The 25034-nt window shown below is 71.6% G+C and carries 25 protein-coding genes; 18 read left to right on the forward strand and 7 right to left on the reverse strand.

Features of this window, described 5'->3' with window-relative positions:
- Positions 1 to 19 precede the first annotated feature (19 nt).
- From araD1 to MKL11_RS33100, 13 genes are all read left to right on the forward strand, one after another.
- Complete coding sequence (gene araD1, locus MKL11_RS15030) at positions 20 to 1000, forward strand: AraD1 family protein (RefSeq protein ID WP_243944755.1); 981 nt, start codon at positions 20 to 22, stop codon at positions 998 to 1000.
- Between the two features lies 1 nt (position 1001).
- Complete coding sequence (locus tag MKL11_RS15035) at positions 1002 to 1937, forward strand: Gfo/Idh/MocA family protein (protein ID WP_243944756.1); 936 nt, start codon at positions 1002 to 1004, stop codon at positions 1935 to 1937.
- 75 nt (positions 1938 to 2012) lie between these two features.
- Positions 2013 to 3536 carry a carbohydrate porin gene (locus tag MKL11_RS15040; RefSeq protein ID WP_243944757.1) on the forward strand — a complete coding sequence of 508 codons (1524 nt, stop codon included), beginning with the start codon at positions 2013 to 2015 and terminating at the stop codon, positions 3534 to 3536.
- 89 nt (positions 3537 to 3625) lie between these two features.
- On the forward strand, positions 3626 to 3865 hold the full coding sequence (locus tag MKL11_RS15045) for a hypothetical protein (protein ID WP_243944758.1): 240 nt from the start codon (positions 3626 to 3628) through the stop codon (positions 3863 to 3865).
- A 59-nt stretch (positions 3866 to 3924) separates the two neighbouring features.
- Positions 3925 to 4125 (forward strand): hypothetical protein, encoded by a 201-nt coding sequence (locus tag MKL11_RS15050; RefSeq protein WP_243944759.1) that lies wholly within the window; start codon positions 3925 to 3927, stop codon positions 4123 to 4125.
- Between the two features lie 542 nt (positions 4126 to 4667).
- Positions 4668 to 5246: an FMN reductase gene (gene msuE / locus MKL11_RS15055; RefSeq protein ID WP_243944760.1), complete on the forward strand. Its 579-nt coding sequence runs from the start codon at positions 4668 to 4670 to the stop codon at positions 5244 to 5246.
- 8 nt (positions 5247 to 5254) lie between these two features.
- Positions 5255 to 6220 carry an aliphatic sulfonate ABC transporter substrate-binding protein gene (locus MKL11_RS15060; RefSeq protein ID WP_243944761.1) on the forward strand — a complete coding sequence of 322 codons (966 nt, stop codon included), beginning with the start codon at positions 5255 to 5257 and terminating at the stop codon, positions 6218 to 6220.
- A 4-nt stretch (positions 6221 to 6224) separates the two neighbouring features.
- On the forward strand, positions 6225 to 7226 hold the full coding sequence (locus tag MKL11_RS15065; RefSeq protein WP_243944762.1) for a sulfonate ABC transporter substrate-binding protein: 1002 nt from the start codon (positions 6225 to 6227) through the stop codon (positions 7224 to 7226).
- Complete coding sequence (gene ssuC / locus MKL11_RS15070; RefSeq protein ID WP_243944841.1) at positions 7226 to 8008, forward strand: aliphatic sulfonate ABC transporter permease SsuC; 783 nt, start codon at positions 7226 to 7228, stop codon at positions 8006 to 8008. Before MKL11_RS15065 ends, ssuC begins: the two co-directional genes overlap by 1 nt.
- Positions 8008 to 8868, forward strand: a complete 861-nt coding sequence (locus tag MKL11_RS15075) for an ATP-binding cassette domain-containing protein (RefSeq protein WP_243944763.1) — start codon at positions 8008 to 8010, stop codon at positions 8866 to 8868. Before ssuC ends, MKL11_RS15075 begins: the two co-directional genes overlap by 1 nt.
- 116 nt (positions 8869 to 8984) lie before the next feature.
- Complete coding sequence (gene ssuD / locus MKL11_RS15080; RefSeq protein ID WP_243944764.1) at positions 8985 to 10160, forward strand: FMNH2-dependent alkanesulfonate monooxygenase; 1176 nt, start codon at positions 8985 to 8987, stop codon at positions 10158 to 10160.
- A gap of 229 nt (positions 10161 to 10389) precedes the next feature.
- Positions 10390 to 10659 (forward strand): hypothetical protein, encoded by a 270-nt coding sequence (locus MKL11_RS15085; RefSeq protein ID WP_243944765.1) that lies wholly within the window; start codon positions 10390 to 10392, stop codon positions 10657 to 10659.
- 607 nt (positions 10660 to 11266) lie between these two features.
- Positions 11267 to 11398, forward strand: a complete 132-nt coding sequence (locus tag MKL11_RS33100) for a hypothetical protein (RefSeq protein ID WP_279600514.1) — start codon at positions 11267 to 11269, stop codon at positions 11396 to 11398.
- Positions 11399 to 11483: 85 nt separating this feature from the next.
- Here MKL11_RS33100 and MKL11_RS15090 read toward each other — a convergent pair whose 3' ends face one another.
- Positions 11484 to 12875, reverse strand: a complete 1392-nt coding sequence (locus MKL11_RS15090) for a hypothetical protein (RefSeq protein WP_243944766.1) — start codon at positions 12873 to 12875, stop codon at positions 11484 to 11486.
- Between the two features lie 331 nt (positions 12876 to 13206).
- On the opposite strand from MKL11_RS15090, the gene MKL11_RS15095 reads away from it, so the two are divergent.
- Positions 13207 to 15459, forward strand: a complete 2253-nt coding sequence (locus MKL11_RS15095) for a cyclic nucleotide-binding domain-containing protein (protein WP_243944767.1) — start codon at positions 13207 to 13209, stop codon at positions 15457 to 15459.
- A gap of 13 nt (positions 15460 to 15472) precedes the next feature.
- Here the strand turns inward: MKL11_RS15095 and MKL11_RS15100 are convergent, their stop codons facing one another.
- Both MKL11_RS15100 and MKL11_RS15105 read right to left on the reverse strand, forming a co-directional pair.
- Positions 15473 to 15871, reverse strand: a complete 399-nt coding sequence (locus MKL11_RS15100) for a DUF3307 domain-containing protein (RefSeq protein ID WP_243944768.1) — start codon at positions 15869 to 15871, stop codon at positions 15473 to 15475.
- Between the two features lie 141 nt (positions 15872 to 16012).
- Entirely contained in the window at positions 16013 to 16987 is a 975-nt protein-coding gene (locus tag MKL11_RS15105; protein ID WP_243944769.1) for a quinone oxidoreductase family protein, read from the reverse strand.
- A gap of 88 nt (positions 16988 to 17075) precedes the next feature.
- Here MKL11_RS15105 and MKL11_RS15110 point away from each other — a divergent pair, with 88 nt between their 5' ends.
- A complete protein-coding gene (locus tag MKL11_RS15110; protein ID WP_243944775.1) occupies positions 17076 to 17948 on the forward strand; it encodes a LysR family transcriptional regulator in 873 nt (290 codons plus the stop codon).
- Positions 17949 to 17964: 16 nt separating this feature from the next.
- On the opposite strand, the gene MKL11_RS15115 is transcribed toward MKL11_RS15110, so the two are convergent.
- Together MKL11_RS15115 and MKL11_RS15120 are read right to left on the reverse strand one after the other, a co-directional pair.
- Positions 17965 to 18213 carry a hypothetical protein gene (locus tag MKL11_RS15115; RefSeq protein WP_243944776.1) on the reverse strand — a complete coding sequence of 83 codons (249 nt, stop codon included), beginning with the start codon at positions 18211 to 18213 and terminating at the stop codon, positions 17965 to 17967.
- A 56-nt stretch (positions 18214 to 18269) separates the two neighbouring features.
- Positions 18270 to 19007, reverse strand: a complete 738-nt coding sequence (locus MKL11_RS15120) for an SGNH/GDSL hydrolase family protein (protein ID WP_243944778.1) — start codon at positions 19005 to 19007, stop codon at positions 18270 to 18272.
- 302 nt (positions 19008 to 19309) lie between these two features.
- On the opposite strand from MKL11_RS15120, the gene MKL11_RS15125 reads away from it, so the two are divergent.
- Positions 19310 to 20074 carry a 3-hydroxyacyl-CoA dehydrogenase gene (locus MKL11_RS15125; RefSeq protein WP_243944780.1) on the forward strand — a complete coding sequence of 255 codons (765 nt, stop codon included), beginning with the start codon at positions 19310 to 19312 and terminating at the stop codon, positions 20072 to 20074.
- 12 nt (positions 20075 to 20086) lie between these two features.
- Here the strand turns inward: MKL11_RS15125 and MKL11_RS15130 are convergent, their stop codons facing one another.
- Together MKL11_RS15130 and MKL11_RS15135 are read right to left on the reverse strand one after the other, a co-directional pair.
- On the reverse strand, positions 20087 to 20335 hold the full coding sequence (locus MKL11_RS15130) for a hypothetical protein (RefSeq protein ID WP_147856313.1): 249 nt from the start codon (positions 20333 to 20335) through the stop codon (positions 20087 to 20089).
- Between the two features lie 106 nt (positions 20336 to 20441).
- Positions 20442 to 21680, reverse strand: a complete 1239-nt coding sequence (locus MKL11_RS15135; protein ID WP_243944782.1) for a pyridoxal-phosphate-dependent aminotransferase family protein — start codon at positions 21678 to 21680, stop codon at positions 20442 to 20444.
- A 234-nt stretch (positions 21681 to 21914) separates the two neighbouring features.
- On the opposite strand from MKL11_RS15135, the gene MKL11_RS15140 reads away from it, so the two are divergent.
- The gene (locus tag MKL11_RS15140; protein WP_243944784.1) at positions 21915 to 22460 is read left to right on the forward strand and encodes a PepSY domain-containing protein; all 546 of its coding nucleotides are present in this window, start codon (positions 21915 to 21917) and stop codon (positions 22458 to 22460) included.
- A 139-nt stretch (positions 22461 to 22599) separates the two neighbouring features.
- Positions 22600 to 24873, forward strand: coding sequence for a xanthine dehydrogenase family protein molybdopterin-binding subunit (locus tag MKL11_RS15145; protein ID WP_243944786.1), 2274 nt, complete (start codon positions 22600 to 22602; stop codon positions 24871 to 24873).
- Positions 24874 to 25034: the final 161 nt, after the last annotated feature.

Raw genomic sequence — 25034 nt, forward strand, 5'->3', positions numbered from 1 at the left:
CGGCCCTGGGAGGATCACGATGGGTCAATCACTCCTACAATTCCGCGCGCCCGACGGGCGGCGGGGTGTCGCGGTGCTGGAAAACGGCCGGGCACGGCGCGTTGTCGGCGCGGACAGCGTTCTCGACCTGGCCCGGCGCGCGCTTGCGGCGGGGGACGGCCTGGCCGAGACGGCGGCCCGGCTCGGGCTCGGCGACACCGTGGATCTCGACGCCGTGCGGCTGCTGCCGCCGATCGACCACGCGGATCCCGCGCACCTGCTGCTGAGCGGCACCGGCCTGACCCATCTCGGCTCGGCGGAGGGCCGGGACAAGATGCACCGGGCCGCGGCGGCGGATCCCGCGCCGACCGATTCGATGCGGATGTTCCGGATGGGCGTCGAGGGCGGCAAGCCCGCCCCGGGCGAGATCGGGGTCCAGCCGGAATGGTTCTACAAGGGCGACGGCGACGCGATCGTCGGCACCAGCGAGCCGCTCCTGTCGCCGTCCTTCGCCCTCGACGGCAGCGAGGAGCCGGAGATCGCCGGCATCTACCTGATCGACCCGGACGGAAATCCGGTGCGCCTCGGCTTCGCGCTGGCGAACGAGTTCTCCGACCACGTCACCGAGCGCGGCAACTACCTGTGGCTCGCCCATTCGAAGCTCCGCCCGGCCGCGCTCGGCCCGGAACTGTGGCTGGGCGATCTGCCCGCGGATGTGCGCGGCTCCAGCCGCATCCGGCGCGACGGCGCCGTGCTCTGGGAGAAGCCGTTCCTCTCGGGTGAGGCGAACATGTCCCACACGATCGAGAACCTGGAGCGGCACCACTTCAAATACGCCCCGTTCCGCCGCCCCGGCGACCTGCACGTCCACTTCTTCGGCACCGCGACCCTGTCGTTCAGCGACGGCGTCACGGCCCGGCCCGGGGACGTGTTCGAGATCGAGGCCGCGCCCTTCACCCTGCCGCTGCGCAATCCCCTGGCGGTCGCGCCGGCCCGCGATCTGTCCGTGAAGGTCCTCTGAGATGTCGGCTTCGAACGGGACGATCCGCATCGGGCTGGTCGGCGTCGGCAAGATCGCCCGCGATCAGCACCTGCCGGTCATCGGCGCCTCGCCGGACTACACCCTGACGGCGGTGGCGAGCCGGGAAGGCCGTTTCGAGGGGGTGCCGAACTACCGCACGCTCGCGGAGATGCTGGCCGGGCAGGACGGCCTCGACGCGGTCGCCCTGTGCCAGCCGCCGCAGGTGCGGTTCTCGGCCGCCCTCGAGGCGATCGAGGCCGGCCGGCACGTGTTCCTGGAAAAGCCCCCGGGGGCGACGCTCGCGGAAGTCGGGATCCTGATCGAGGCCGCGCGGGCGCGGGGCGTTACCCTGTTCGCCAGCTGGCACTCCCGCTACGCCCCCGGGGTCGAGCCCGCGCGCCGCTGGCTGTCCGGCCGCCGGATCCGGTCGGTGGCGATCGCCTGGATGGAGGATGTCCGGCACTGGCATCCGAACCAGGCCTGGATCTGGCAGGCCGGCGGCATGGGCGTGTTCGATCCGGGGATCAACGCCCTGTCGATCGCGACCCACATCCTGCCGCCGTTCTTCCTCACCGGCGCGACCCTCTCGGTCCCGGAGAACCGGCAGGCGCCGATCGCCGCGGACCTGCACTTCACCGATTCCGCCGGCACCCCGATCGAGGCCGTGTTCGACTGGCGCCAGACCGGCCCGCAGACCTGGGACATCCGCGTCGACACCGAGGACGGCCTGCTGGTGCTGTCGCAAGGCGGCGGCGTCCTCACGATCGACGGCAGCCCGCAGCCGCTGCCGCCGGAGGCCGAGTATCGCGGCCTCTACGACCGCTTCGCCGCCCTCGTCCGATCCGGCACGAGCGACGTCGACCTGAACCCGCTGATCCACGTCGCCGACGCCTTCCTGCGCGGCGAGCGCCGCACCGTGGAGGCCTTCACGGACTGACCGGAGGGATCCCGGCGGAACACCAACGCGACAGAGCCAATCAGGGCCGCGCGTTACTAAGGGGGAGTCACTGTTATGGGGAAGTACACGCGATGGGCGGCGCTCGCATTGTGCGCCGCGACACTCTCGGCGGGCGTCAGCCCGGCCGAGGCTCAAGACCCTAATGCTCCGGACGGGGGACCGTCCCTGGTGAACCCGGGTCCGAAGGCGAGTCCGGCGGCGAAGGCCCAGTACCGCGCGAACCGGGCTCGGCGGCGGACCGTGCGCTCGGCGCGGAGCTTTGCCGGCGCCGACAGCGCGGCGGCGGCGGCCGACGTGCAGGGCAGCAGCGCGACGGCGCCGGGCCTGCCGCCGGGCACCCTCGACCTCGGCAACGGGATCAGCATGATCCTGAACTACACCGGCGAATTCGCCGCCAACCCGTCCGGCGGCATCCGCCAGGGGTCGGATTACACCGGCCAGATCGTGTTCGGCCTCGATGCCGATCTCGGCCGTCTCGCCGGGATCGATGGCGGCGCGGTGCACACGCTCGTCACCCAGCGCCACGGCCGCAGCCTGTCGCAGGACTATATCGGCAACAACACCAGCGTGCAGGAGGTCTACGGCGGCGGTCAGACCGCGCATCTCACGCTGCTGTCCTACGAGCAGAAGCTGCTCGACAACCGCCTGGACGTCGAGGTCGGCCGCCTCCTGGCCAACCCGCCGTTCCTGGCCTCGCCGCTTTACTGCAACTTCCAGAACAACGACATCTGCGGCGCACCGAAATCCGCGTTCAAGCTGACGAACTTCACCTATTGGCCGATCGCGAGCTGGGGCGGCCACGCCAAGGCCTGGGTCACCGACAAGGTGTTCGTGCATGCCGGCGTCTACGAGGTGAATCCTCGCAACCAGCAGGACGACCGGAACGGCATCGACTGGTCGATCAACGGTGCCACCGGCGTGGTGATCCCGGTGGAAGTCGGCTACTCGACCAACTTCGGCAACGATCCGCTGCCACGCAACTACGGCATCGGCGCGATCATCGACCAGTCCGACTATAAGGATCCGATCTACGACGTACGCGGGAGGCCTTATCTGTTCAGCGGTCTCGATCAGCTGACCCGGTTCGGCCGGTCGGCGATCTATGCCCGGTTCGACCAGATGGTTTGGCGTCCGGACCCGACCGGCATCCAGGGCCTGTCGCTGTTCGGGGTCGCGCTGGGCGCGACCGGCGGGCGGCAGACCCAGGACTTCTTCCTCGAAGGCGGCGCGGTCTTGACCGGCACCTTCCCCGGCCGGCCCTACGACACCGTCGGCATCGGGTTCGGGATGGAGAAGCTCTCCACCCTCGGTGCGGCCAACATCCGGGCTGCGCGCGCCTTCTACGGGCTGAGCAGCCGCAACGTCGAGACCCTGCAGACCATCGTGGAGGTGAACTACGGCATCCAGCTCACCCCGGCGGTGCGGCTGATGCCGAACCTGCAATACGTGATCGACCCGGACCAGACCCGCTTCCCGTTCCGGCCGAAGCCGATCCCGAACGCCTTCGTCATCGGCGCGAAGCTCTCGGTCGACCTGTTCACCCTGGCCGGTCTGGCCAAGGGCCCCGGGAGCCTCTGACACCAAGCCTGTCACGCCACGACCCGCGAACCCGCCCCCGGCGGGCTCGCGGACGGGACGGGAACCAGACCGGCGCGCGCGGAGCATCCGTGCGCGCCGGTCGCGTTTCGGGGGGCGCGATCACGGCCTCGCGCAAGGACTCGCAGGCGAAGGCCGGCGCGGGATCCGGCGCGGCCGAACAGGTGCGGACCCATCCCGGCAGCGGTGCGAGCTCCATGGTCTGCATCGTCCCGAATGCCGGCACCGGCCTCTCAGGGGAGGTTGCCCGCGAGGGGCGGGTCCCGGCGTGGAACCGTGCGCCCGGTCGCGGGTTGACTGGCAGATTGTAGCTGTTCTAATTTGCAAGAGAGAACGGCACGCCGCCGAACCGACACGGGAGCATCGAGACATGGCCAGCGCAAACTGCGAGAGCTGCAAGTTCTTCGACGAGCACAAGGGCAATGGCGCGAGCACCCAGGGCGATGCCGGCCTGTGCCGCTTCAACCCGCCGGTGAGCCAGCCGGCTCCCGAGTCCAAGGGCCTGTGGCCGGTCGTGACGAACAACGACTGGTGCGGTCACTTCACCGCCGAGATGACCGCGGCCGAGTAAGCCCGGGCGCGCGCATCGCCGATCGGGCGCAGGGCGCGACAGCCAGGCCTTGAGAGCCGTCGGACGATTCAGGGCCAGCCGCCACGGCTGGCCCTTTTTCGTGGCGATAAGCCAGGATCCAGGGTCGGGATGCGAGGGCCGGAGCGTCCCCACGAGTTCGGCAGGGCCGGCGCTCGAGATCGACACGATCCCCGCCGACAGAGCCACCGCCTGAACAGCAACATCGTTCTTCAAATATCTTTCCAAGTAAAACTATATTCCATCCTGTGGCTATGGTGGAGATTGAACATCCGTCAGAACCGGATCTGCGGGCCCGCCGCGCCGCAATCCGCAAGGCGATCCTCAGGACGGTGAGATGAAATCGCACTCTCAATCGATCATTCTGAGGAGAACATTTTTCTATTCGGGACGAATTGGGAAAGCCGTTTCATTGACGTTGTGCGGCGCAATCAGCAATTCTAGCAGCCTATTCGGATAACCGGTCGCGCTTCTGCCGCTCCTCACTGAGCAGGGCGGCCCGGCATTGTCGCAAGGCTTCTGCAATGACACGACCGAGACTCGTCGGGCTGAGCGCGAACGTTCAGCGCCCGTCCAAGACCCGCACGCTGGTCGATGCCGTGCTGCACGAAGCCTGCGCCCATGCGGCGTTCGACGCGCGCATCTACGACTTCGTCGATGCCGGCTCCGGCCTCGGCGCCGCTTGGACCCGGGACCAGCTGCCGCTGCCCGCCCGCCGGGTGCTCGACGCGATCGAGGAGGCGGACGGGCTTGTGGTCGGCTCGCCGGTCTACAAAGGCGCCTATACCGGCCTGTTCAAGCACCTGTTCGACCTGGTCGATCCGACCGCGCTGGCCGGCAAGCCCGTGGCGATCGTGGCCACCGGCGGCGGCGCACGCCATGCCCTGGTGGTCGAGCACGCCTTCCGGCCGCTGTTCGGCTTCTTCGGCGCCCTTCAGATCCCGACCGCGGTCTACGCGTCCGACACAGATTTCAGCGACGGCGTCCTGACCGAGGCCGGCGTGCGCGCCCGCGCCGCGGAGGCCGGCGGCCAGCTCGCCGCCCTGCTGCTGCACCGGGCGGCGACGGCGGCCGGCCCGGCCGAACTCGCCGCCGCCGAGTGAGCCGCGCCATGCTCGACCGCCGCACCCTGCTGGCCGCGACCCTCTTGGCCGCGCCCTTTGCGGCCGTCCCGGCCCTGCGGGGCGCCCGGGCGGCCGAGCCCGGCGTGCTGCGCATCGGCTACCAGAAGAACGGCATCCTGGTCGTCGCCAAGCAGCAGGGGATCCTCGAGCGGCGCCTGGAGCCTCTCGGCCACACGGTGCGCTGGGTCGAGTTCTCGCTCGGGCCGCCCCTGGTCGAAGCCCTGTCGCTGGACGGGATCGATTTCGGCCAGACCGGCGACGCGCCGCCGATCTTCGCCCAGGCGGCGCGCTCCAGCCTGGTCTACGTGGCGGCCCAGGAAGCCGGCGGCTCCGGGGCCGGGATCCTGCTGCCCAAGGGCTCGCCCGTGCGCAGCCTCGCCGACCTCAAGGGCAAGCGCGTCGCCTTCGGCAAGGCGACGAGCGCGCACAACCTCACGGTGGCGGCCCTGGAGAAGGCGGGTCTCAGCTACGCCGATATCGAGCCGGTGCTGCTCGCGCCGGCCGACGCGGCAGCGGCCTTCGCCCGCGGCAGCGTCGACGCCTGGACGATCTGGGATCCCTATCTCGCCATCGCCGAGGAGGGCGACGGGGTGCGGGTGCTGGCCTTCGCCACCGAGATCACGCCCCAGAACAATTTCTTCCTGGCGAGCCGGGCCTTCGCGGAGGCCCACGGCCCGGTGCTGGTCGCGGCGATCGACGCGCTGGGCGAGGTCGCTTCCTGGTGCCGCCAGAACCGCGGCGCGGTCGCCGCGCTCCTGTCGCAGGGCACCGGCGTGCCGCTGCCGGCCACCCGCCGGGCAGTCGATCGCAACGATTACGTGATCGGTCCGATGACCGATCGCGTCACCGCCGAGCAGCAGGCCATCGCCGACCGGTTCCACGCCCTGAAGCTGATCCCGAAGCCGATCCGCGTCGCCGACGCGGTCTGGACCGCGCCCGCCCGCAACGGCTGACATCATGACCGATCGCATCGCCCGCCCCCTTGCGTCCGGGCTCGCCCCGCACCGCCGAGAACTCCTGTCCGCGGGCCTCGGCCTCGCGGCGGCGAGCATCCTGCGACCGGCCCGGGCCGCGGCCGGCACCGTCCGGGTCGGCTACCAGAAATACGGGGCGCTCGTGCTCCTCAAGGTCCGCGGCACCCTGGAGCAAGCGCTCCAGCCGCTGGGCACCACGGTGGCGTGGTCGGAATTCCCGTCCGGACCGCCGCTGATGGAGGCCCTGAATGCCGGGGCGGTCGATTTCGGCACGGCCGGGGAAGCGCCGCCGATCTTCGCGCAGGCCGCGAGCCCGGAGCTGCGCTACGTCGGCACCGAGCCGCCGGCCCCCCGGGGCGAGGCGATCCTGGTCCCCAAGGACAGCCCGGTGCGCAGCGTCGCCGACCTGCGCGGCCGGACGCTGGCCCTCAACAAGGGCTCGAACGTCCACTTCCTGGTGGTGCGGGCGTTGGAGCGGGCCGGGCTCCCTTACGACGCGGTGAAGCTTGCGTTCCTGGCTCCGGCCGATGCGAACGCCGCTTTCGTGCGCGGCTCCGTCGATGCCTGGGCGATCTGGGACCCGTACCTGGCCGCAGCCGAGCGCGCCACCGGCGCCCGGGTGCTGGCGGACGGGCAGGGGATCGCGCCCAATCGCGAGTTCTATCTCTCGCGCCGTGCTTTCACGGAAGCCAATCCGGCCATCGTCTCGGCCATCCTCGCGGCGATCTCGGACATCGACGCCTGGGCGGAGGGCCACGCCGACACGGTGGCGACGGAACTCGCACCTGCCATCGGTGTCCCGGCCCCCGTCCTGCGGATCGCCCTTGAGCGCCAGTCCTACGGGGCCGCACCCCTGGATGCCGCGGCGATCGCCGACCAGCAGCGTGTGGCCGACGCCTTCCACGACCTCGGCCTGCTGCCGAAGCCGATCCGCGTGGCCGACGCGGTCTGGACACAGCCCGAACGCCGGGCGGAGACCCGATGATGCGCCCAACCCCTCTCGGCCGCCTGCGCGACACGGCGCTGCCGTGGCTCCTGCCGGTCGCGATCCTGCTGGGCTGGCAGGCCGCGGTCTCGGCGGGCCTCGTCTCCAACCGGTTCATGCCGGCGCCGCTCGACGTGGTCCGGGCGGGCTGGGAAGCCGGGCGCACCGGGGAGCTCTGGACCAACCTCTGGGTCAGCACCCTGCGGGCGCTGTCGGGCTTCGCGGTCGGCGGCGGCATCGGCTTCGCGCTGGGCCTCGCCAACGGGCTCTCGCGCCTGTCGGAGCGGCTGACCGACACCTCCGTGCAGATGGTGCGCAACGTGCCCCACCTGTCCCTGATCCCGCTGGTGATCCTGTGGTTCGGCATCGGCGAGGAGGCCAAGCTGTTCCTGGTGGCGCTCGGCGTGTTCTTCCCGATCTACGCCAACACCCTGCACGGCATCCGCTCGGTGGATCCGGCGCTGGTGGAGATGGGCCGCGTCTACGGCATGTCGCGGACCGAGCTGTTCACCAAGGTGGTGCTGCCCGGGGCCCTGCCATCGATCTTCGTCGGCCTGCGCTACGCGCTGGGGATCATGTGGCTGACGCTGATCGTCGCCGAGACGATCTCCGCCTCCTCGGGGCTCGGCTACATGGCGATGCAGGCCCGTGAGTTCATGCTGGTCGATGTCGTGGTGCTGGCGATCCTGATCTACGCGGCGCTCGGCAAGCTTGCCGACGCGCTGACGCGCCGGCTCGAGCGCGCCTGCCTCGCCTGGAACCCCGCCTACAGGAGCGCCTGATGCTGCTCGACGCCCTTCGCCGGGAGGCCCCGGCCGATCCCGTCCCCGCGATCCGGGCCGCCGCGCCCGCCGCGCCCGCGTCTCCGGCGCGCCAGCCGGCGGAGGCCGCCAGTCGCGGCATAGCCGTGACGGCCCGCGACCTGCGCAAGAGTTTCGACGGAAACGCCGTCATCGAGGGGCTCGACCTGTACCTGCCGGCCGGCGGGTTCACCGCCGTGGTCGGGCGCTCGGGCTGCGGCAAGAGCACCCTGCTGCGGCTGATCCTCGGGCTGGAGACGCCCACCGGTGGCCGGGTCGTGCTCGAAGGGCCTGAGACCGGCCCGCGCCGGAGCGATGCGCCGAAGCGGATCATGTTCCAGGAGCCCCGGCTGCTGCCCTGGGCCCGGGTGGTCGACAACGTCACGGTCGGCCTGTCCGGCCACGGTTCCCGGGCCGAGCGCCGGGAGCGGGCGCTGGCGGCGCTCGCCGAGGTCGGCCTGTCCGACAAGGCCGGGCAATGGCCCGCGACCCTGTCGGGCGGCCAGCGCCAGCGCGTGGCGCTGGCCCGGGCGCTGGTGGGCCGGCCGGGCCTGCTGGCGCTGGACGAGCCCCTCGGCGCCCTGGATGCACTCACCCGCATCGGCATGCAGGATCTGATCGAGCGGATCTGGCTGGCGCAGGGTTTTACCGCGCTGCTCGTCACCCACGACGTCTCCGAGGCGGTGGCGCTGGCCGACCGCATCCTGGTGGTCGAGGCCGGCCGCATCGCCCTCGACCTGCGGGTCGACGTGCCGCGCCCGCGCCGGCGCGGGGATCCGGATCTGGCGCGGCTCGAAGGGCGCATCCTCGACCATCTGCTCGGCGCCGAGCCGAACGTCTGACACCGGGCCGCCGTTTCCCGGAAGCGGCCGCCTGCCCTAGCTCTTGGTGATCGCCGGATGCGAGAAGTCGGATCCGGCTTTTCCGCATCCGGCCCATAGCCGCAATGGAGACCCCGATGACCGCAACGCATGACGGGCACGCCGATGTCCTCTGGTTCCTGCCGACCCATGGCGACGGCCGCTATCTCGGCGCCCAGGAAGGGGCTCGCGCGGTCTCGATCGATTATCTCCGGCAGATCGCCCAGGGCGCCGACGAGCTCGGCTATTACGGCGTGCTGCTGCCGACCGGGCGCTCCTGCGAGGATTCCTGGATCGTCGCCTCGGCGCTGGCGCCGCTGACCAAGCGGCTGCGCTTCCTGGTGGCGGTGCGGCCGGGCCTGATGGAGCCGTCCGCGGCGGCGCGCATGACCGCGACCCTCGACCGGATCTCGGACGGGCGCCTGCTGATCAACGTCGTCACCGGCGGCGATCCGGTGGAGCTGGCCGGCGACGGCGTGTTCCTGTCCCACGACGAGCGCTACGCCGTCACCGACGAGTTCCTGACGATCTGGCGCGGCCTGCTCTCGGGCGAGACCGTGACTTATCAGGGCCAGCACCTGCGCACCGAGAACGGCCGGGTGATCTTTCCGCCGGTGCAGAAGCCCTATCCGCCGCTCTATTTCGGCGGCTCCTCGCCGGCCGGGATGGAGGTCGCGGCCGAGCATTGCGACGTCTACCTCACCTGGGGCGAGCCCCCGGCCCAGGTCGCGGAGAAGATCGCCGCCGCCCGGCAGGCCGCGGAGGCCAAGGGCAAGATCTTCTCCTACGGCATCCGCCTGCACGTGATCGCCCGCGAGACCGAGGCCGAGGCCTGGGACGCCGCGGAGACGCTGATCTCGAAGCTCGACGACGCCACCATCGCCAAGGCGCAGGAGACCCTGAAGCGGCAGGATTCGGTCGGCCAGAGCCGGATGATGGCGCTCCACGGCGGCAACCGCGACAAGCTCGTGGTCTCGCCGAACCTCTGGGCCGGGGTCGGGCTGGTGCGCGGCGGCGCAGGCACGGCGCTCGTCGGCTCGGCCGATCAGGTCGCCGACCGGATGAAGGAGTATATCGACCTCGGGATCGACCGCTTCATCCTCTCGGGCTACCCGCATCTCGAGGAGGCCTACCGCTTCGCCGAGCTGGTCTTCCCGAAGCTGCCCCTGCGCGCCACCACGGGCCGGCCGGCGGGCAACGCCCGCAACGACGGCCCGTTCGGCGAGATCGTCGCCAACGACATCGTGCCCGCCCGCCGCGTCGGCGCGCACTGACCGGTTGGACCTTCCTGCCTGGCGGGCGCGAACATCCGCCGGGCATGCGGTCATCCCGGGAGGGGCCGGGAAAAACCGGGTGCGCTCCCGGACTTCTTGTCGTGGACACATGGCCGGGCTGCACCGTCGCCATCCCGGCGTCATGGTGGTGCCATCGTTGACGCTCATCCGCCGCGTCCATCACCGCGCGGCCCGTTCGCGCGGTCATTGGTCATCGACAAGGATATCCATGACTTCGACCAAGGCGGTCCTCCTGACCCTCGGTCTCTGCCTCGGCCCGGCCGCGGCGCTCGCCGAGCAATCCCCGGCCCGCGAGGCGCTCAAGCAGCACTGCACCGGCGACTACATGGAGTATTGCAGCGCCTACGCGCCCGGCGGCCCGGAGGTCGAGGCCTGCTTCAAGGCCAATCTCAAGAACCTGTCGCCCGGCTGCTCCGCGGCGATCACCGCCTACAAGCAGGAGAAGAAGGCGACCAAGCGCTTCAGCGAGGCGCGCTGAGGCCGCTGCCGCGCATGAGAATGGTTCGCTGTGCCCCCGGCGATCGTCGAGCCAGAACCGACGCCGCCATAGGGCCGCAGATCCGATTCCCGATGCGTTCCAGCCGGAATCGATCTCCCGCATAGGGTGTCCGGGTGATCGCTCCGTTTCCGTCATTGCGCGCGTAGCGAAGCAACCCAGCGTGGCGCCACATTTGGCGTTGTCGCGCTGCCCTGAGTCACTTCGCTTCGCTCGTGATGACGGCGCGGGTTACGCTGGCCGAGGCATCTGCCGGACCAGCGCAGCCGTCAGGCCGCCAGTGCCTTCGTGTGTCGGACGCCTCGGGTTGCTTCGGCCGCAAGAAGTTTTTTTGAACCGCGCTTGCGGCACTCATATCAGCGGCGAATACCTGAACCAATGCAAGCAAAAATTCAAGAATGAGTCGCGAAAAGTCTCTAAAATTTTCTATCTAAAATCATGATCCGACCAATATAACTTAAATAGTTCTACAGCCATACTTTATAAGCATCATAAAATACCTCGAAACATCACGGGCGTGACATTCCTGCACTTTCCGAGCCCGAGCCGTGCATTAGCCTCTGCACTGCCGAAAATCGGAGATTGCCTCGTGTCCACTGCCCGTCGTTTCGCAAAGAATCCTCTCGCGCGCGCTCTGGTTCTGACCCTGCTCGCCGCCAGCGTCGCCGCCTGCGCGACCAAGCCGCCGGCCGAGCCGGTGCCGCTGGTGAAGAAGGGCTGAGCACCGCGTCCCGACGGGCGCGGGTTCGCCCTCGGGAGGAGAACCGAGCGCCGCCCCGGCTCCGGGGCGGCGCTCACGGCCGGCCTCACCGCACCGCGATCCCCAGCGGGGCGCCGCGGCAATTGAGATGGGCCGGGTTGGTCGAGACCACCCCGGCATTGCAGCCGCCCTGCTGGCCGACATAGAGCGGCGTCCCGCCCGCGCCGGCGGCCGCGAGGTAGCCGATCGGGCGCGTGCCGGAATCGAGATGGTGCGGGTTGTTGGTGACCAGGCCCGCATCGAGCCCGGCCGCGGTGCCGGCATAGACCGGCGCGTCGGCGGGCGAGGAGGGCTGCGCCAGGGTCGCGCCGATCGGGGCCGTGGCGCAGCCCTTGTAGCCCGGGTCGATCGTCACCTCGCCGGCATTGCAGCCCTGCTGCGTCCCGACATAGAGCGCCACGCCCGGAGCGCGCGCGGCCGGCGGGGCGGCAGCCGCGCGGGGCGCCGGGGCCGGAGCGGCGGGCAGGGGAGCCGGGTGCCCGCCGGTCAGGGCCGCCCGCAGGGCGACGAGACCCGCGCGGACATCCTGCAGGGTGCCGACCACCACGTAGCAGGTGTAGCTGTGCGCCCCCGCGGGAACGTTGTTCTCCCGGAAGACGCAGTTCCACTTCACCGTGGCGTTGCCCGAGCCCGGCAGGGTCGCGAAGTCGAACCGGCCGTAACCGGCATTCGGAACGGTCGCCTGGGGGAGGGCGGGGCTGTAGACGCCCATCGCCCGGGCGCCGTCGGGGGTGGCCAGGATCACCGGCACGCCCTGCTCGCCTGGCCCGGCCGAGAGCGGCGCGGACTGGCCCGTCGCCGGGTCGAGGTTCCAGAACGCCGTGAAGTCCGGCGGCATGTAGGCGGTCGCCGCCTCGAAGGTCGCCGAGTCGTGGGCCTGCGCGGTGATGTAGGTCACCCGGTACGCGATGGCGTTGGCCACCCCCGCCGCGCCCAGGGTGACGGTCTTGGCCAGGACATCGTCGGAACGGGCCCCGGCATGGGGGCCGGGGCCCTTCGGGCAGTTGCCGGTGACGCGCCCGGGCTCGATCCAGTAGGCCATCTGCGACCGGGTCTGGAGCGTGTTCGGGCCGATCTTGAGTTCCGTGAGCAGGGTCGTGCTGCGCGGGCCGGTACCGTCGGAATCGCTGCCCGCCTCGGTGGGGTTCAGGCACTCGCCGTAGCCGTCATACGAAGACGCCGATTGCAGCTCGCGGCCGTGATCGTGGGCGTTGATGAACTGCGTGCCGCCCCAGGTCAGGCTGTCGATCGCCCCACCGGTCCGGGACGAGACCCCGACCGTGATCGGCGATCCGTTGAAGGTCCGGCTGATCGTCGCCCGGCCGCCGGGCTCGGGCCAGGCGATCGACGGGGCATCCTCGGCCCGCGCGGCCCCCGTAAGACACGCGAGCAGGAGCGCGGCGCGCAGAAGATGGGGCAGGGGGGTCGAGGCGGGCATCGGCGGCTCCTGTGGGGAGCCCGCTTAGAGCATGACGCCGGGGAGGGGAATCCATCCCCGGAATCGGCAAGCTGCACCCAGCGATCGATCCGGCAGACGGGATGAAACCTGCGCCCGCACGATTTCAGGCCCACCATGACCGGTTGAAACCTGGCCGGAACCGTCTTCCGACCGTCGCCGCCGGCACGATAATTTAAGTCCCGGGCTGCCATCGGGTTGGAAGGCTGCGGCTGCGCCCGACTCCCACCGTTCCGCTGCGCGTTCGCGCACGGCCGCCGGGGATCTGCTGCAGCGGCCTGGATCGAACCTTCGGAATACGGATGCCGTGCCGATGACAACCACCGATATGGCCTCCGCCGGCAGCGGGCAGCCGACCGAGGGTCGACGGGCGCTGGTCCGCACGGCGCGCACGATCGCGGCGGCGGCGGTGGCCGCCATGGTGCTGCTCCTCGATCTCATCAGCTTCTCGCAGCTGATCTTTTCCGGCCCCTTGGCGGAGAGCCGCGTCGCCGGCATGTCGGCGATGCTGGCGGCCTACGTGCTGGGCAGCCTCGTCTTCGTCGCGCTGCGGCGGACCGTGCTGGTGTCGCTGTCCTTCATCGGCGCGGCGGCGATCGTGCAGGCGGCCATCGCCGCCGCGGTGGCCGGGGCGCTCCGGGACGCGGGCGTCACCGATCCCGCCACGGTCGGCCGGATCGTGCTCGTCGCCTGCGGCGTCTCGACCTTCGCCACCGGCCTCGTCTTCGCGCTGCTCGACACCCTGCGCGCCTCGCTGCTGGCGCAGCTCCTGCCCTACCCGGTCCTGACCGGCTTCCTCGGCGGCGTCGGGCTGCTGTTCCTGAAGAGCGGCCTGCAGATCGGCGCCCGTCTCGACGATCCCGCAGCCGCGCTGCTGGGCCTGCTCGACCCCACGGTGCTCGACCCGGGCCGGATCGACCCCGGATTGCTCGGGCGCATCGCCCTGACCGTCGTCATCGGGTTCTGCGCCTTCTACCTGCCCCGGCGCATCAAGCATTGGGGCACCTACCCGATGGTCATCCTGGCGAGCCTCGTCGTCGTGCATCTCGGCCTGGCCTGGCAGGGCATCGACACGGCAGCCGCGCAAGGCACCGGCTGGCTGATCGAGGCCCTGCCCGCGGGATCGCTGCTGCAGGCCCCGGCCGCGACGGCGCTCCAGGCCCTCGACCCGGCCCTGCTCCTGCCGATCCTGCCCCGGATCGCCACCGAGATCGTCGTCGCGGTCATCATCCAGATCCTCTACGTCATCAGCGTCGAGCTGGAGATGCGACGCGAACTCGACATCGACCGGATGTTCGTCGCGTCGGGCGCGGCCAACCTGGTCGGCAGCCTGTTCGGCAGCCCCGCCATGGGCTTCGGGCGGACCTCGACGCTGCTGCTGCACAATATCGGCGGCAGCCACTGGCTCGGCTGGTGGCTGACGCTCGCCGTGATGGCGGCGCTGCTGGTGTTCGGCGCGAGCCCGCTGGCGCTGCTGCCGCGCCCGCTCGCCGGGGGCGCCCTGATCGCCATCGGCCTCGGGCTGCTGGTCAATCTCGCGCTGGCCTGCCGGACCTTCCCGGTCTGGGAGACCGGCATAGCCCTGGCGGTGTGCGCGGCGACCGCCCTGTTCGGCGCCACCGTGGGTTTCCTGATCGGCGTCGTGCTGGCGATCCTGATCTTCGCGGTCCAGTACGGCCAGATCCCGGCGGTGCGCCGGGCGCTGTCCGGCGCGGAGCGGCGCAGCAGCGTCATCCGCGCGCCCGACACCGCCGCGCTGCTGCGCGAATCGGGCGACCGGACCCGGATCTACGCCCTGCAGGGCTACCTGTTCTTCCTCAACGCCCAGACGATCTATCGCCGGGCCGCCGCCGAGCCCGGGACCCTGCGCAGCCTGATCCTGGATTTCCGCGATTGCGTCGGGCTCGACAGCTCCGCGCTGATCGCGTTCCGCAAGATCGGGCAGCGCGCCGAGCAGCGCGGCTTCGACGTGCTGCTGGTCCATCTGGGCCCCGCGGCCCGCAGGCAGGTCGAGCGCGGCGGCCTCGCCGGGCCGCGGCTGCGGACGCGCCACACCCTGGACGAGGCCCTGCGCGAGGCCGAGACGCTGCTGCTCGCCGAGGCCGGATCCGGCGGGGAGGGGGCCGTCGCGCTGTTTGCCGAGCACATGGCCGACCGGCTCGGCTGCGCCCTCGCGCCGGCCGGTTTCGCCCCGTATCTCGCCGTCCGCACCCTGGCGGCCGGGGAAGCCCTGCTCCGCCAGGGCGAGGCGGCCGATAGCCTGTACTTCCTCGAACGAGGCATAGTCTCCATCGAGATGGAGGTGCCGGGCCGCCCCAACCTGCGCCTGCGCACCACCACGGCCGGCACGGTGATCGGCGAGATCGGGCTGGTCCAGGGCGGCCGGCGCACCGCCACCGCCATCGCCGAGACCCCCTGCCGGGTGGTCGGCGTCGACCGGGCCGCCCTGGCCCGGATGGAGCGCGAGCGCCCGGACCTCGCCCTGTCCCTGCAGCGCTTCCTGATCCTGGAGCTCGCCGGCAAGGTCGCCGACACCAACCGGCTGCTGGAGGCCGAGCTGAGCTGAGACACCGATCGCTCTAGCGGGCCGCAGCCAGCACGGCGGCGAGCCCGATATGGGTCACCTGGTGCAGGAACTGATCGATCCCGATCAGCCACCAGAACCGGGCATCGGTGGCCGGGAAGCGGGTCCGCCGGCCGACCAGGGCCTTGCCCCGATCGATGCCCGTGTGGATCGCGAAATCCACGAGCGCCAGCCACCACAGGGCTGGCTTGACCGCCAGGGCGATCAGCAGCGTCCCGAGTCCGTGCAGGCCGGTATGGGCGCAGAGCGGCCCGGCCCAGGCGGAAGCCCGCTCCTTGCCCTGCGCCATCCAGCTGGTCTGAAGCAGGAAATCCGCCGCCAGGTGCTTCACCGCGAAGGCGACGAGCAGGAGCGCGAAGGCGCCCACCGGAACGGGGGTGTCGACGGACGGCATTCCGGCCCTGTCTCTCCTGGCGCGACCGCGCGTCGAATCGCGGCCCCATCCCCATACACCCGGCCCGCATCCCCGGCAGCGTGATGGCGCACACGGAGAATCGGGTTTCCAAAGGACCTGCGGCCTTTTCGGGACGCCGCTTCAAACCGTGAGGATGACGCGCCCCGTCGTGCGGCCGCCTTCGAGGTCGGCATGCGCCCGGGCCGCGTCCCGGAGATCGTATGCGGTGCCGATCGGGCTGATCAGGCCGCCCTGCAGGGCCGCGATCAGGTCTGCGCTGCCGCGGCGGTACAGATCCGGATCGTCGGCGTAGGCGATCACGCTCGGCCGCATCAGGGCGACCGGGCGGCCATTCCCCAGCGTCTCGACGCGGACAGGCGGGATCGGGCCAGCCGGCTGGCCGAGGTTCGCCACGAGCCCGAACGGCCGGACCGCCGCGAAGGTCCGGGCCAGCATGCCGCCGCCGATGCCGTCGATCGCCAGATGCACGCCCTGCCCATCCGCCAGGGCCCGGGTCCGCTCGGCCCAGTCGCCATCCCCGTGCAGGAGCACCGCGTCGGCCCCCGCCTCCAGCGCCAGCGCCCGCTTCCCTTCGGAGCCGACCGTGCCGATGACCTGCGCGCCGAGGCGCTTCGCCCAGCGGGTGACGAGCTGGCCGAGCCCGCCGGCGGCGGCATGGACCAGGAGCCAGTCGCCGGGTCCGACGGCCCGGACCTCGTGCAGCAGCATGTGGGCGGTCAGGCCGCGCAGCATGGTGCCGCCGACGTCGCGGTCGGACAGGGTGTCGGGCAGGCGCACCAGGCGCTCGGCCGGCAGGATCCGGGCCTCGGCATAGGCCCCCATCGGCTGCCCGTGATAGGCGACGCGGTCGCCGCGCTTCAGCGTCGCGACCCCCGGGCCGACGGCCTCGACCGTCCCGGCGCCCTCGAAACCCAGCACCGCCGGATAGGCGCCGACCGGGTAGAGGCCGGTCCGGACGTAGATGTCGACGAAATTCACGCCGATCACGGAATGCCGGATGCGGACCGCGTTCGCGCCGGGTTCGCCGATGTCGATCGCGGTCGCCGTCAGGACTTCCGGCCCGCCGGGCCCGGTCATCATCATCGCTGTCGTCATGATCCACCTCCTGCCAGGACAGCGAACCGCGATTTAGTCTGTGCGGGAATTCGGGATCTCTTCACCGGTCCCGTGCGAAACTTCACCGATGGTCGATTGGCAGGACCTCCACCACTTCGCAGTGCTCGCCCGGGCCGGCTCGCTCTCGGCCGCGGCGCGGGACCTCGGCGTCGATCACGCGACGATCGGCCGGCGGGTGGCGTCCCTCGAGGACGCCCTGGCGCTGCGGCTGGTCGAGCGCCTGCCCCGCCGGGTCGCGCTGACCCCGGAGGGGATCGCCATCGCGGCCCTGGCCGGCGAGATCGCCGGGATCGTGCAGGCGATCGAGCGGCGCGCCCGGGGCTACGCGGCGTCGCCGGTCGCGACGGTCCGGATCAGCGCGCCGCCCGCATTGGCGGCCCGCCTCATCGCCCCGCAGGTCGCGCGCTTCCACCGGGCGCATCCCGGCATCACCCTGGTCCTGTCCGGGGCCGCCCGGATCGCGGCGCTCGACCGCGGGGAAGCGGAGATCGCCGTGCGCCTGAGCCGCCCCGACGACCCGGATCTCCTGATCCGCCGGATCGGGGTGATGCGGTTCGGGCTCTACGCGACCCCGGACCAGGCGGCGAAGCCCCCGGCGGACTGGACCTTCATCGGCTACGATTCCGCCCTGGAGCACGTCCCCCAGCAGGCCTGGCTGCGGAGCCTGCTGGCGGGCCGGCCGATCGTGTTCCAGGCGAGCGACCTGTTCGGCCAGCAGGAGGCGGCCCGGGCCGGCCTCGGCGCCGTCGTCCTGCCCCGTTTCCTCGGAGACGGCGATGCGGCGCTCATCCGGCTCCCAGCGGAGCCAAAACCGCCGCCCCGGGATGTCTGGCTCGCGACCTATCCCGACCTGAAGCGCGCGCCCGTGATCCGCGCGGCGCTGGCGTTTCTGGCCCAGGTGATCGGCCTCGGATGCCCGGTGGCTGCGCCGGCGGATTAGATCGAGGCGCCGCACCTCAGAACGCGGCCTCGCCATAGCCGAGCGGGGTGAGGCGGAAGACGAACCGGATCTCGGCCTCGGCATCCGGCAGCGCCAGGGCGCTGACCGGGCCGGTGATGATCTTGGCTTCGTGCTCCGCGCGCGCGGCGTAGCGGCCCCGGCGGCCGAGCGCGGCCAGGGCGCACAGGACGTGCCGGGCCGCGCGGGGACGCCAGGCGCCGTTCTCGCGGAGCCAGAGGGTTTCGTCCGCGGGCCACTGCCGCACGGGGTGCCGCGGTCCGCGCGGCCGGAGCGCGATCGCGTCGAGTACGGCCTCGAGCCTCACGAGCGGACGCCCCAGGCGGCGGCGTGGAGCGCCCGCAGGCTGCCCGCCGGGACCGCCGCCGGGCGGATCCGGGGCGCGGGCACGACCGGGCCGATGGCGACCAGCCGGACCAGCTCCGCGGCCAGCCGGGTATAGTCCGCCAGATGCACGCCGTCCGGATAGAGGCCGGTGCGGGCGAGCCCCGACTCGTCGTCGCGCAGGGTCGCGAACGGATCGAAGAAGCTGTGGCCGCCCGCCCGGCAGAGCGCTTCGAGGCGGTCCGAGAAGGCCGCGGCGGCGGCGGGATCCCGACCCGTCGCCCAGGCGCCGATCGGCGGGATCGCGGCGACGAAGACCTGCGCCGACCAGACCTCCAGGATCTGCAGGATGCGCCGGACCTCGGCCTCAAACCGGCGCTCGGTGGAGGCCCGCTCCGGATGCCGCCAGCGCAGGATGTCGTTGGTGCCGATGATCAGCACCGAGGCCGCGCAGCGAACCGGCGCGCGCAGATCCGCGAGATGGGCCGCGCAATCGGCCGCGGTGCTGCCGCCGATGCCGAGATTGATGCAGGGCCGGCCACCGAAATCCGGCGTCCCGAGGAACTCGACATGCGAATTGCCGGCCAGGATCACGCTCTCCGGCGCGGCCTTGCGGAGCGACGCGCGCAGGGCCGGCCTCCGCTCGGCCAAGCGGTTGCGGACGCACCGCTCATGCCGCCAATGCCGGGCGACGGTCGCGATCCAGGGTGCGTGCATGGCGGTCCCGAATTGGCATGAGGGATCGGTCGCGCCCGAGGCTGCCCGGGCGCGGGAATGCAGAAAGAACCGTGACGAGACCCTGCCGCCGGCCCAATATCCTGGCGTTACGGCGGCAGAAACATTTTGTTACTTTGCGTCATCCGCGAAATGACAAGCAAAACCTGATGCGGCAGCCCACGATGACTTCATCCTGAATATGTGGGAATTTTTCACACGTCAATGGCCCAGCTGTCCGGATGGCCTTCCGGGTTTCACGATCCCGCGCTACGCCGGGGCTTCGACGAGCGGGGGGAGCCAGGATGGTCAAGGATCGCGTCTACATCGTCACCGGCGCGGGCTCGGGGCTGGGCGCCGCGGTGGCGCGCAATCTCGTGGCGGGGGGCGCCAGCGTCGTGGTGGCCGACATCGCCCGGGAGGCCGGGGCCGGGGTGGCGGCGGAGCTGGGCGCGCGGGCGCGGTTCGCGGCCACCGACGTCACCAGCGAAGCGGACGGCCAGGCGGCGGTCCAGGTTGCGCTGGACGCGTTCGGGCACCTGCATGGGCTCGTCAATTGCGCCGGGATCGCGCCGGGCGAGAAGGTGGTCGGCCGCGACGGCCCGCACCGGCTCGACAGCTTCGCCCGGGCGGTGTCGGTCAACCTGATCGGCACGTTCAACATGATCCGGCTGGCCGCCGCGGCGATCGCCCGGGAGACGCCCGATGCGGAAGGCGCCCGGGGCGTGATCGTCAACACCGCCTCGATCGCGGCCTTCGACGGGCAGATCGGGCAGGCGGCCTACGCGGCCTCGAAGGGCGGGGTGGTCTCCATGACCCTGCCGATCGCCCGGGAGCTGGCCCGCCACGGCATCCGGGTCGTCACCATCGCGCCGGGCATCTTCGAGACGCCGATGATGACGGGGATGCCGCAGGAGGTTCAGGACGCGCTCGGCCAGAGCGTGCCGTTCCCGCCGCGGCTGGGCCGCCCGTCCGAATATGCCGACCTCGTCCGGCACATCTGCGAGAACCCGATGCTGAACGGCGAGACGATCCGGCTGGACGGGGCGCTGCGGATGCCGCCCCGCTGAAGCGAAGTCAGTTCAGCCGATCGAGACGCTGGTCAGCAGTTCGGCGGCCCGGCGCACCTCGGTGACGATCAGCTCCTCGCTCGGGCCCTCGATCGGCATGTCGGACAGGATCGCGGCGACATCGCGCTTCACGTCCTCGCGGATCTCCGGATTCTCCTCGGACAGGCGCCCGATCAGCACGCCCAGGACGATCTCCAGGGCGGAGAGCTTCGCGTGCACGCGGGTGAAGTCGTCCAGCGGTTCCGGCTCGTTCGCGTTCATGGGGTCTCCCGGGATCGGCGCGCCGCGCCGTCCGGATGACGGGCGACGCTTCGAGCCAGCCATACGCTCCCGCGGCCGGCCAGGTCGATCCCGGGACGCGAACCGCTCAGGCGGCCGCGCGCGCGTTCCAGGCGGCCAGGGCCGCCGTGACGCCGGCGCCCGGCGGGACGGAAAACCCTTCCGCCCGCAGCACCGCCTCCAGCGCGCCCAGGGTGATCAGCACCTTGTGCTTGCGGGCGTTGTAGCCCATCGCGCCGATCCGCCAGACCTTGCCGGCCAGGGGCCCGAAGGCGGTGCCGATCTCGATCTCGAAATCCTCCCGCATCCGCCGCCGCACCGCCTCGCCGTCGATCCCGTCCGGGATGCACAGCGCGGTGACGTTGGTCATCCGGTACCGGTCGTCGCCGAACACGGTGAGCCCCATCGCCCGGATCCCCGCCGCGACCGCGCCCCCGGCGGCCGCGTGCCGGCGGAAGCAGGCCTCCAGCCCCTCGCCCAGCAGCACCCGGGCGCATTCGCGCGCGCCGTACAGCATGGTGGTCGCCTCGGTGTGGTGGTTCAGGCGCTTCTCCGACCAGTAATCCATGATCATGGCGAGGTCGAAGTAGTTGGAGCCGATCCGGATCCCCAAGCCGTCGTCGATGTCGTCCCGGCGGATGCCGTGCTCGACGTGGCGCCGGGAAAAGATCCGCTCGGCCGCCGCCGCCGAGACGGTGATCGGCGCCGAGCCCGAGGGGCCGCCGAGGCATTTCTGCAGGCCGCCGGTGACCACGTCGACGCCCCAGCGGTCGGCGGCGATCTCCATGCCCCCGACGGTCGCTGTAGCGTCGACATAGGAGAGAGCGCCGGCCCGGCGGCAGAGATCGCCGAGCCCTTCGAGGGGCTGGGCCATGGTGGTGGAGGTGTCGCCGTGGACGGTCGCCACGACCTTCGGGCCGAAGCGCTCGACCGCGGCGGCGATCGCCTCTAGGGGCACGACCTCGCCCCAGGACGCGTCCACGGTCTCGACCACGGCGCCGACCCGCTCCAGGATCTCGGTGAGGAGCAGGCCGAACCGGCCGAAATTGACCACCAGAACCCGCTCGCCGGGGGCGACCAGGCTCACCAGGGCCGCCTCGATCGCGGCCCGTGCCGTGCCGTCGACCAGGAAGGTCCAGCGGTTTTCGGTGCCGAAGACCGGGCGGTAGAGCGCCATCACCTCGTTCATGTAGGCGGTCATCTCGGGGTCGAACTGCCCGAGCAGATCGGCCGACATGGCGCGCAGGACGCGCGGATGGGCATTGACGGGCCCCGGCCCCATCAGGAGCCGCTGGGGCGGGTCGATCTCGCCGATCTGCTCGAGCACGGGCTGGCTTCCTTCGCTGTTGCGCATTTTGGGCGGGGCGACGCAAACCTCCGGCCAGTCGCCTCCGGCCGAATCCCTCCGGCCATGTCGCGGTCGAGAGTGCTGCTAGGGATCCGCGGCGCTGCGATCAAGCGGTGTGTTTTTTCCCAGGGACGGAAACCCCGTCCGGGCCTCGGCGTTTCTCGGTCCCACAACCGAACCCGCCAAGACCCAACCCGGAAAGGGAAACCCGCCATGCTCAACCGCTTCGCCACCGCGGCCGGCCTGCTCGCGCTCTCGACGAGCCTCGCCCTGGCCCAGACCGCCACCCAGACCGACAGCAATCTCAAGGAGTGGCAGGTCGCGAAGGTCGCCAAGGTCGGCCTCGCCCAGGCGCTCACCACCGCCCAGGCGCAGGGCGACGAGAAGGGCGGCCGCGCCATCGACGCCGATTTCGAGAAGGCCGGCAGCAAGGACCCGGCCCACTACGCCATCAAGGTCGTCTACCCGAGCGGCAAGCTGGTGGAATACGGCATCAACGCCGATACCGGCGCCCTGTACAAGACCGAGAACCAGCCGATCGAGCGCTACTTCACCCGGCTGAAGCCCGCCGACTTCCAGAACGCCAAGACCTCGCTGAAGGACGCGCTGGCCATCGCCGAGCAGAAGGCCGGCGGCGGCAAGGCCTACGAGGCCGAGGTCGAGAAGGACGGCAAGGCGGTGCAGTACGAGATCAAGGTCGCCGGCGCCGACAAGGAGCAGACGGTCAAGGTCGGCCCGGACGGCAAGGTGGTCGACTGATCCCGTAGGATCACTATCCGAAGCGGCGGGGCCCTAAACCGCCCCGCCGCTGCATGGTGTCGCCCCGCAGCCCGAACGCGGAGCCGGGCGGCCGCCTCGGCGATTGCTTCCGGACGAGACCACCGACCGGGAGCGCGACATGGACTCAGGCACGCGGGACTCCCGAAACATCCTCGGGACGGCCCAGACCCGGGTCGAGGGACCCGACAAGGTCACCGGCCGGGCGCTCTACGCCTCCGACCGGACCGGCCCGGAGACGACGGCCCACGCCGCCCTGGTCACCAGCACCGTCGCCCGGGGCCGGATCACCGGGTTCGACCTCGCCGCCGCCCAGCGGGTGTCGGGGGTGCTCGGGATCTTCACCCACCGGGATTTCGCCGGGGCGGTGGCGCCGGTGAAGCACCTGATGGCCGGCGGCTACGCCAACAGCTCGCACCGGCCGCTGGACTCCGACGCGGTGGCCTATGCCGGCCAGATCGTGGCCCTGGTGGCGGCGGAGACCCAGGAGGCCGCCGAGGAGGCGGCCGGCGCGGTCCGGGTCTCCTATGCGGAAGAACCCGCCGCCGGCGGCTTCGACGCGCCCGGGGCCGAGACCGTCCGGCTCGCGGACCTCAAGGCCCAGCACACGGACATCGCCCGGGGCGATGCCGAGGCCGGATGGCGGGACGCCGCGATCCGGGTCGAGGCGCGCTACGAGACCCCGATCCAGCACCACAACCCGATCGAGCTGTTCACCACCCGGGCCGCCTGGGACGGCGACCAGCTCACCGTGCACGAGCCGACCCGCTATGTCGGCGCCGTGCAGCACGGGCTCGCGGCGCAGCTCGGCCTCGACCCCGCGCAGGTGCGGGTCGTGTCGGGGCTGATCGGCGGCCATTTCGGCTCGAAATTCGCGCTGTCGCAGCACACAGCCCTGGTCGCCCTGGCGGCCAAGCGCCTCGGCCGGCCGGTCTCGCTGGTCCCGACCCGGCGGCAGGGCTTCACCATCGCCAATTACCGGCCGGAATCGCGCCACACGATCCGGCTCGGCGCCGAAAGCGACGGCCGGTTCACCGCCCTGGTGCACGAGGCCGAGACGGTCACGTCGCGGTTCGACCCGTTCGTCATGGAGGGCGCCGAGGTCACCGCGAGCCTCTACGCCTGCCCGAACATCCGGACCGAGGAGCGGGCCGTGCGGGTCGACCGCAACACCCCGGGGCCGATGCGGGCGCCCCCAGAGGTGCCCTACCTGTTCGCCCTGGAGAGCGCCGTCGACGAGGTCGCGGTGGCCCTCGGGATGGATCCGATCGCCCTGCGGCGGCGCAACGATACGCCGGTCGATCCGGTCTCCGGCAAGCCGTTCTCGAACCGGCCGCTGATGGCCTGCTTCGATGCCGGCGCGCGGGCCTTCGGGTGGGCGCGCCGGGCACCGCGCCCGGGGGCCATGCGCGAGGGACCCTGGCGCGTCGGCCTGGGCTGCGCGGCCTCGGTGCGGCCGGTGAAGATCGCGGCCGCGACCCTGCGGGTGCGGCTGAACCCGGACGGGAAAGCGGAGGTCGCCTGCGCCCACCACGAGATCGGCAACGGCATCACCACGCTGCTCGCCATGGGCGCCGCCGAGGGGCTCGGCGTGCCGGTGGAGCGGGTGACCGTCCGGCTCGGGGACACGGTGCTGCCGGCGGCCGGCATCTCCGGCGGCTCGAGCACGACGACCAGCCTGATGAACGCCCTGGCGCTCGGCTGCGGCCAGATCCGCGAGACCCTGGCGCAGGCCGCGACGGGGCAGGGCGGCCGCCTCGCCGGCCGGGATCCAGGGGCCTTGCGCCTCGCGGAGGGGCGGCTCGCCGCGCCGGACGGGCGCGGGATCGCGCTGGCCGAAGCGGTCAGCCCCGAGGGCGTCGAGACGCTCGCCGAATTCGTGCCCGCGGGCGGCGACCGGGCGAAGGCGCTGACGGCCCTGCGGCAGGGCCATATCGGGCTGGCCCTCGGCGGCGGCGGGCATGCCGTGTCCTGGGGATTCGGGGCGCAGTTCGCGGAGGTCCACGTCCATGGCGAGACCGGAGAGATCCGGGTGGCCCGGCTCACCGGCGCCTTCGCGGCGGGGCGGATCCTCAACCCGCTGACCGCCCGGAGCCAGCTCACCGGCGGGATGATCTGGGGCCTCGGCTCGGCGCTCCTGGAGGAGACGGTGCTGGACGGGGCCGCCTACCGCAATCCGGATCTCGCCGAGTATCTCGTCCCGACCGCGGCCGACGCCCCGGAAGTCGAGGCGCTGCTGGTGGACGATCCCGACGATCAGGTCGACGCCCTCGGCCTCAAGGGCCTGGGCGAGCTCGGCATCATCGGCGTCAACGCGGCCATCGCCAACGCCGTCCACCACGCCACCGGCCGCCGGATCCGCAAGCTGCCGATCCGGTTGGAGGACGTGGCATAGGGCCAGACGTCCCGCCCACTCTGCGAGCCAGGCGCCAACGTTGTTGCAGACCGCGACGCGCTCCCTCTCTCGTGCCGGCTGCGACGTTCACACATCGCTGCCGGAGTGGGCCAAAGCTAACTTCAAGCGCGCCTCCCTCCCCCCTCTGCGGGGGAGGGTGG

The sequence above is a fragment of the Methylobacterium sp. J-077 genome (assembly GCF_022829365.1).
GTDB lineage: Bacteria > Pseudomonadota > Alphaproteobacteria > Rhizobiales > Beijerinckiaceae > Methylobacterium.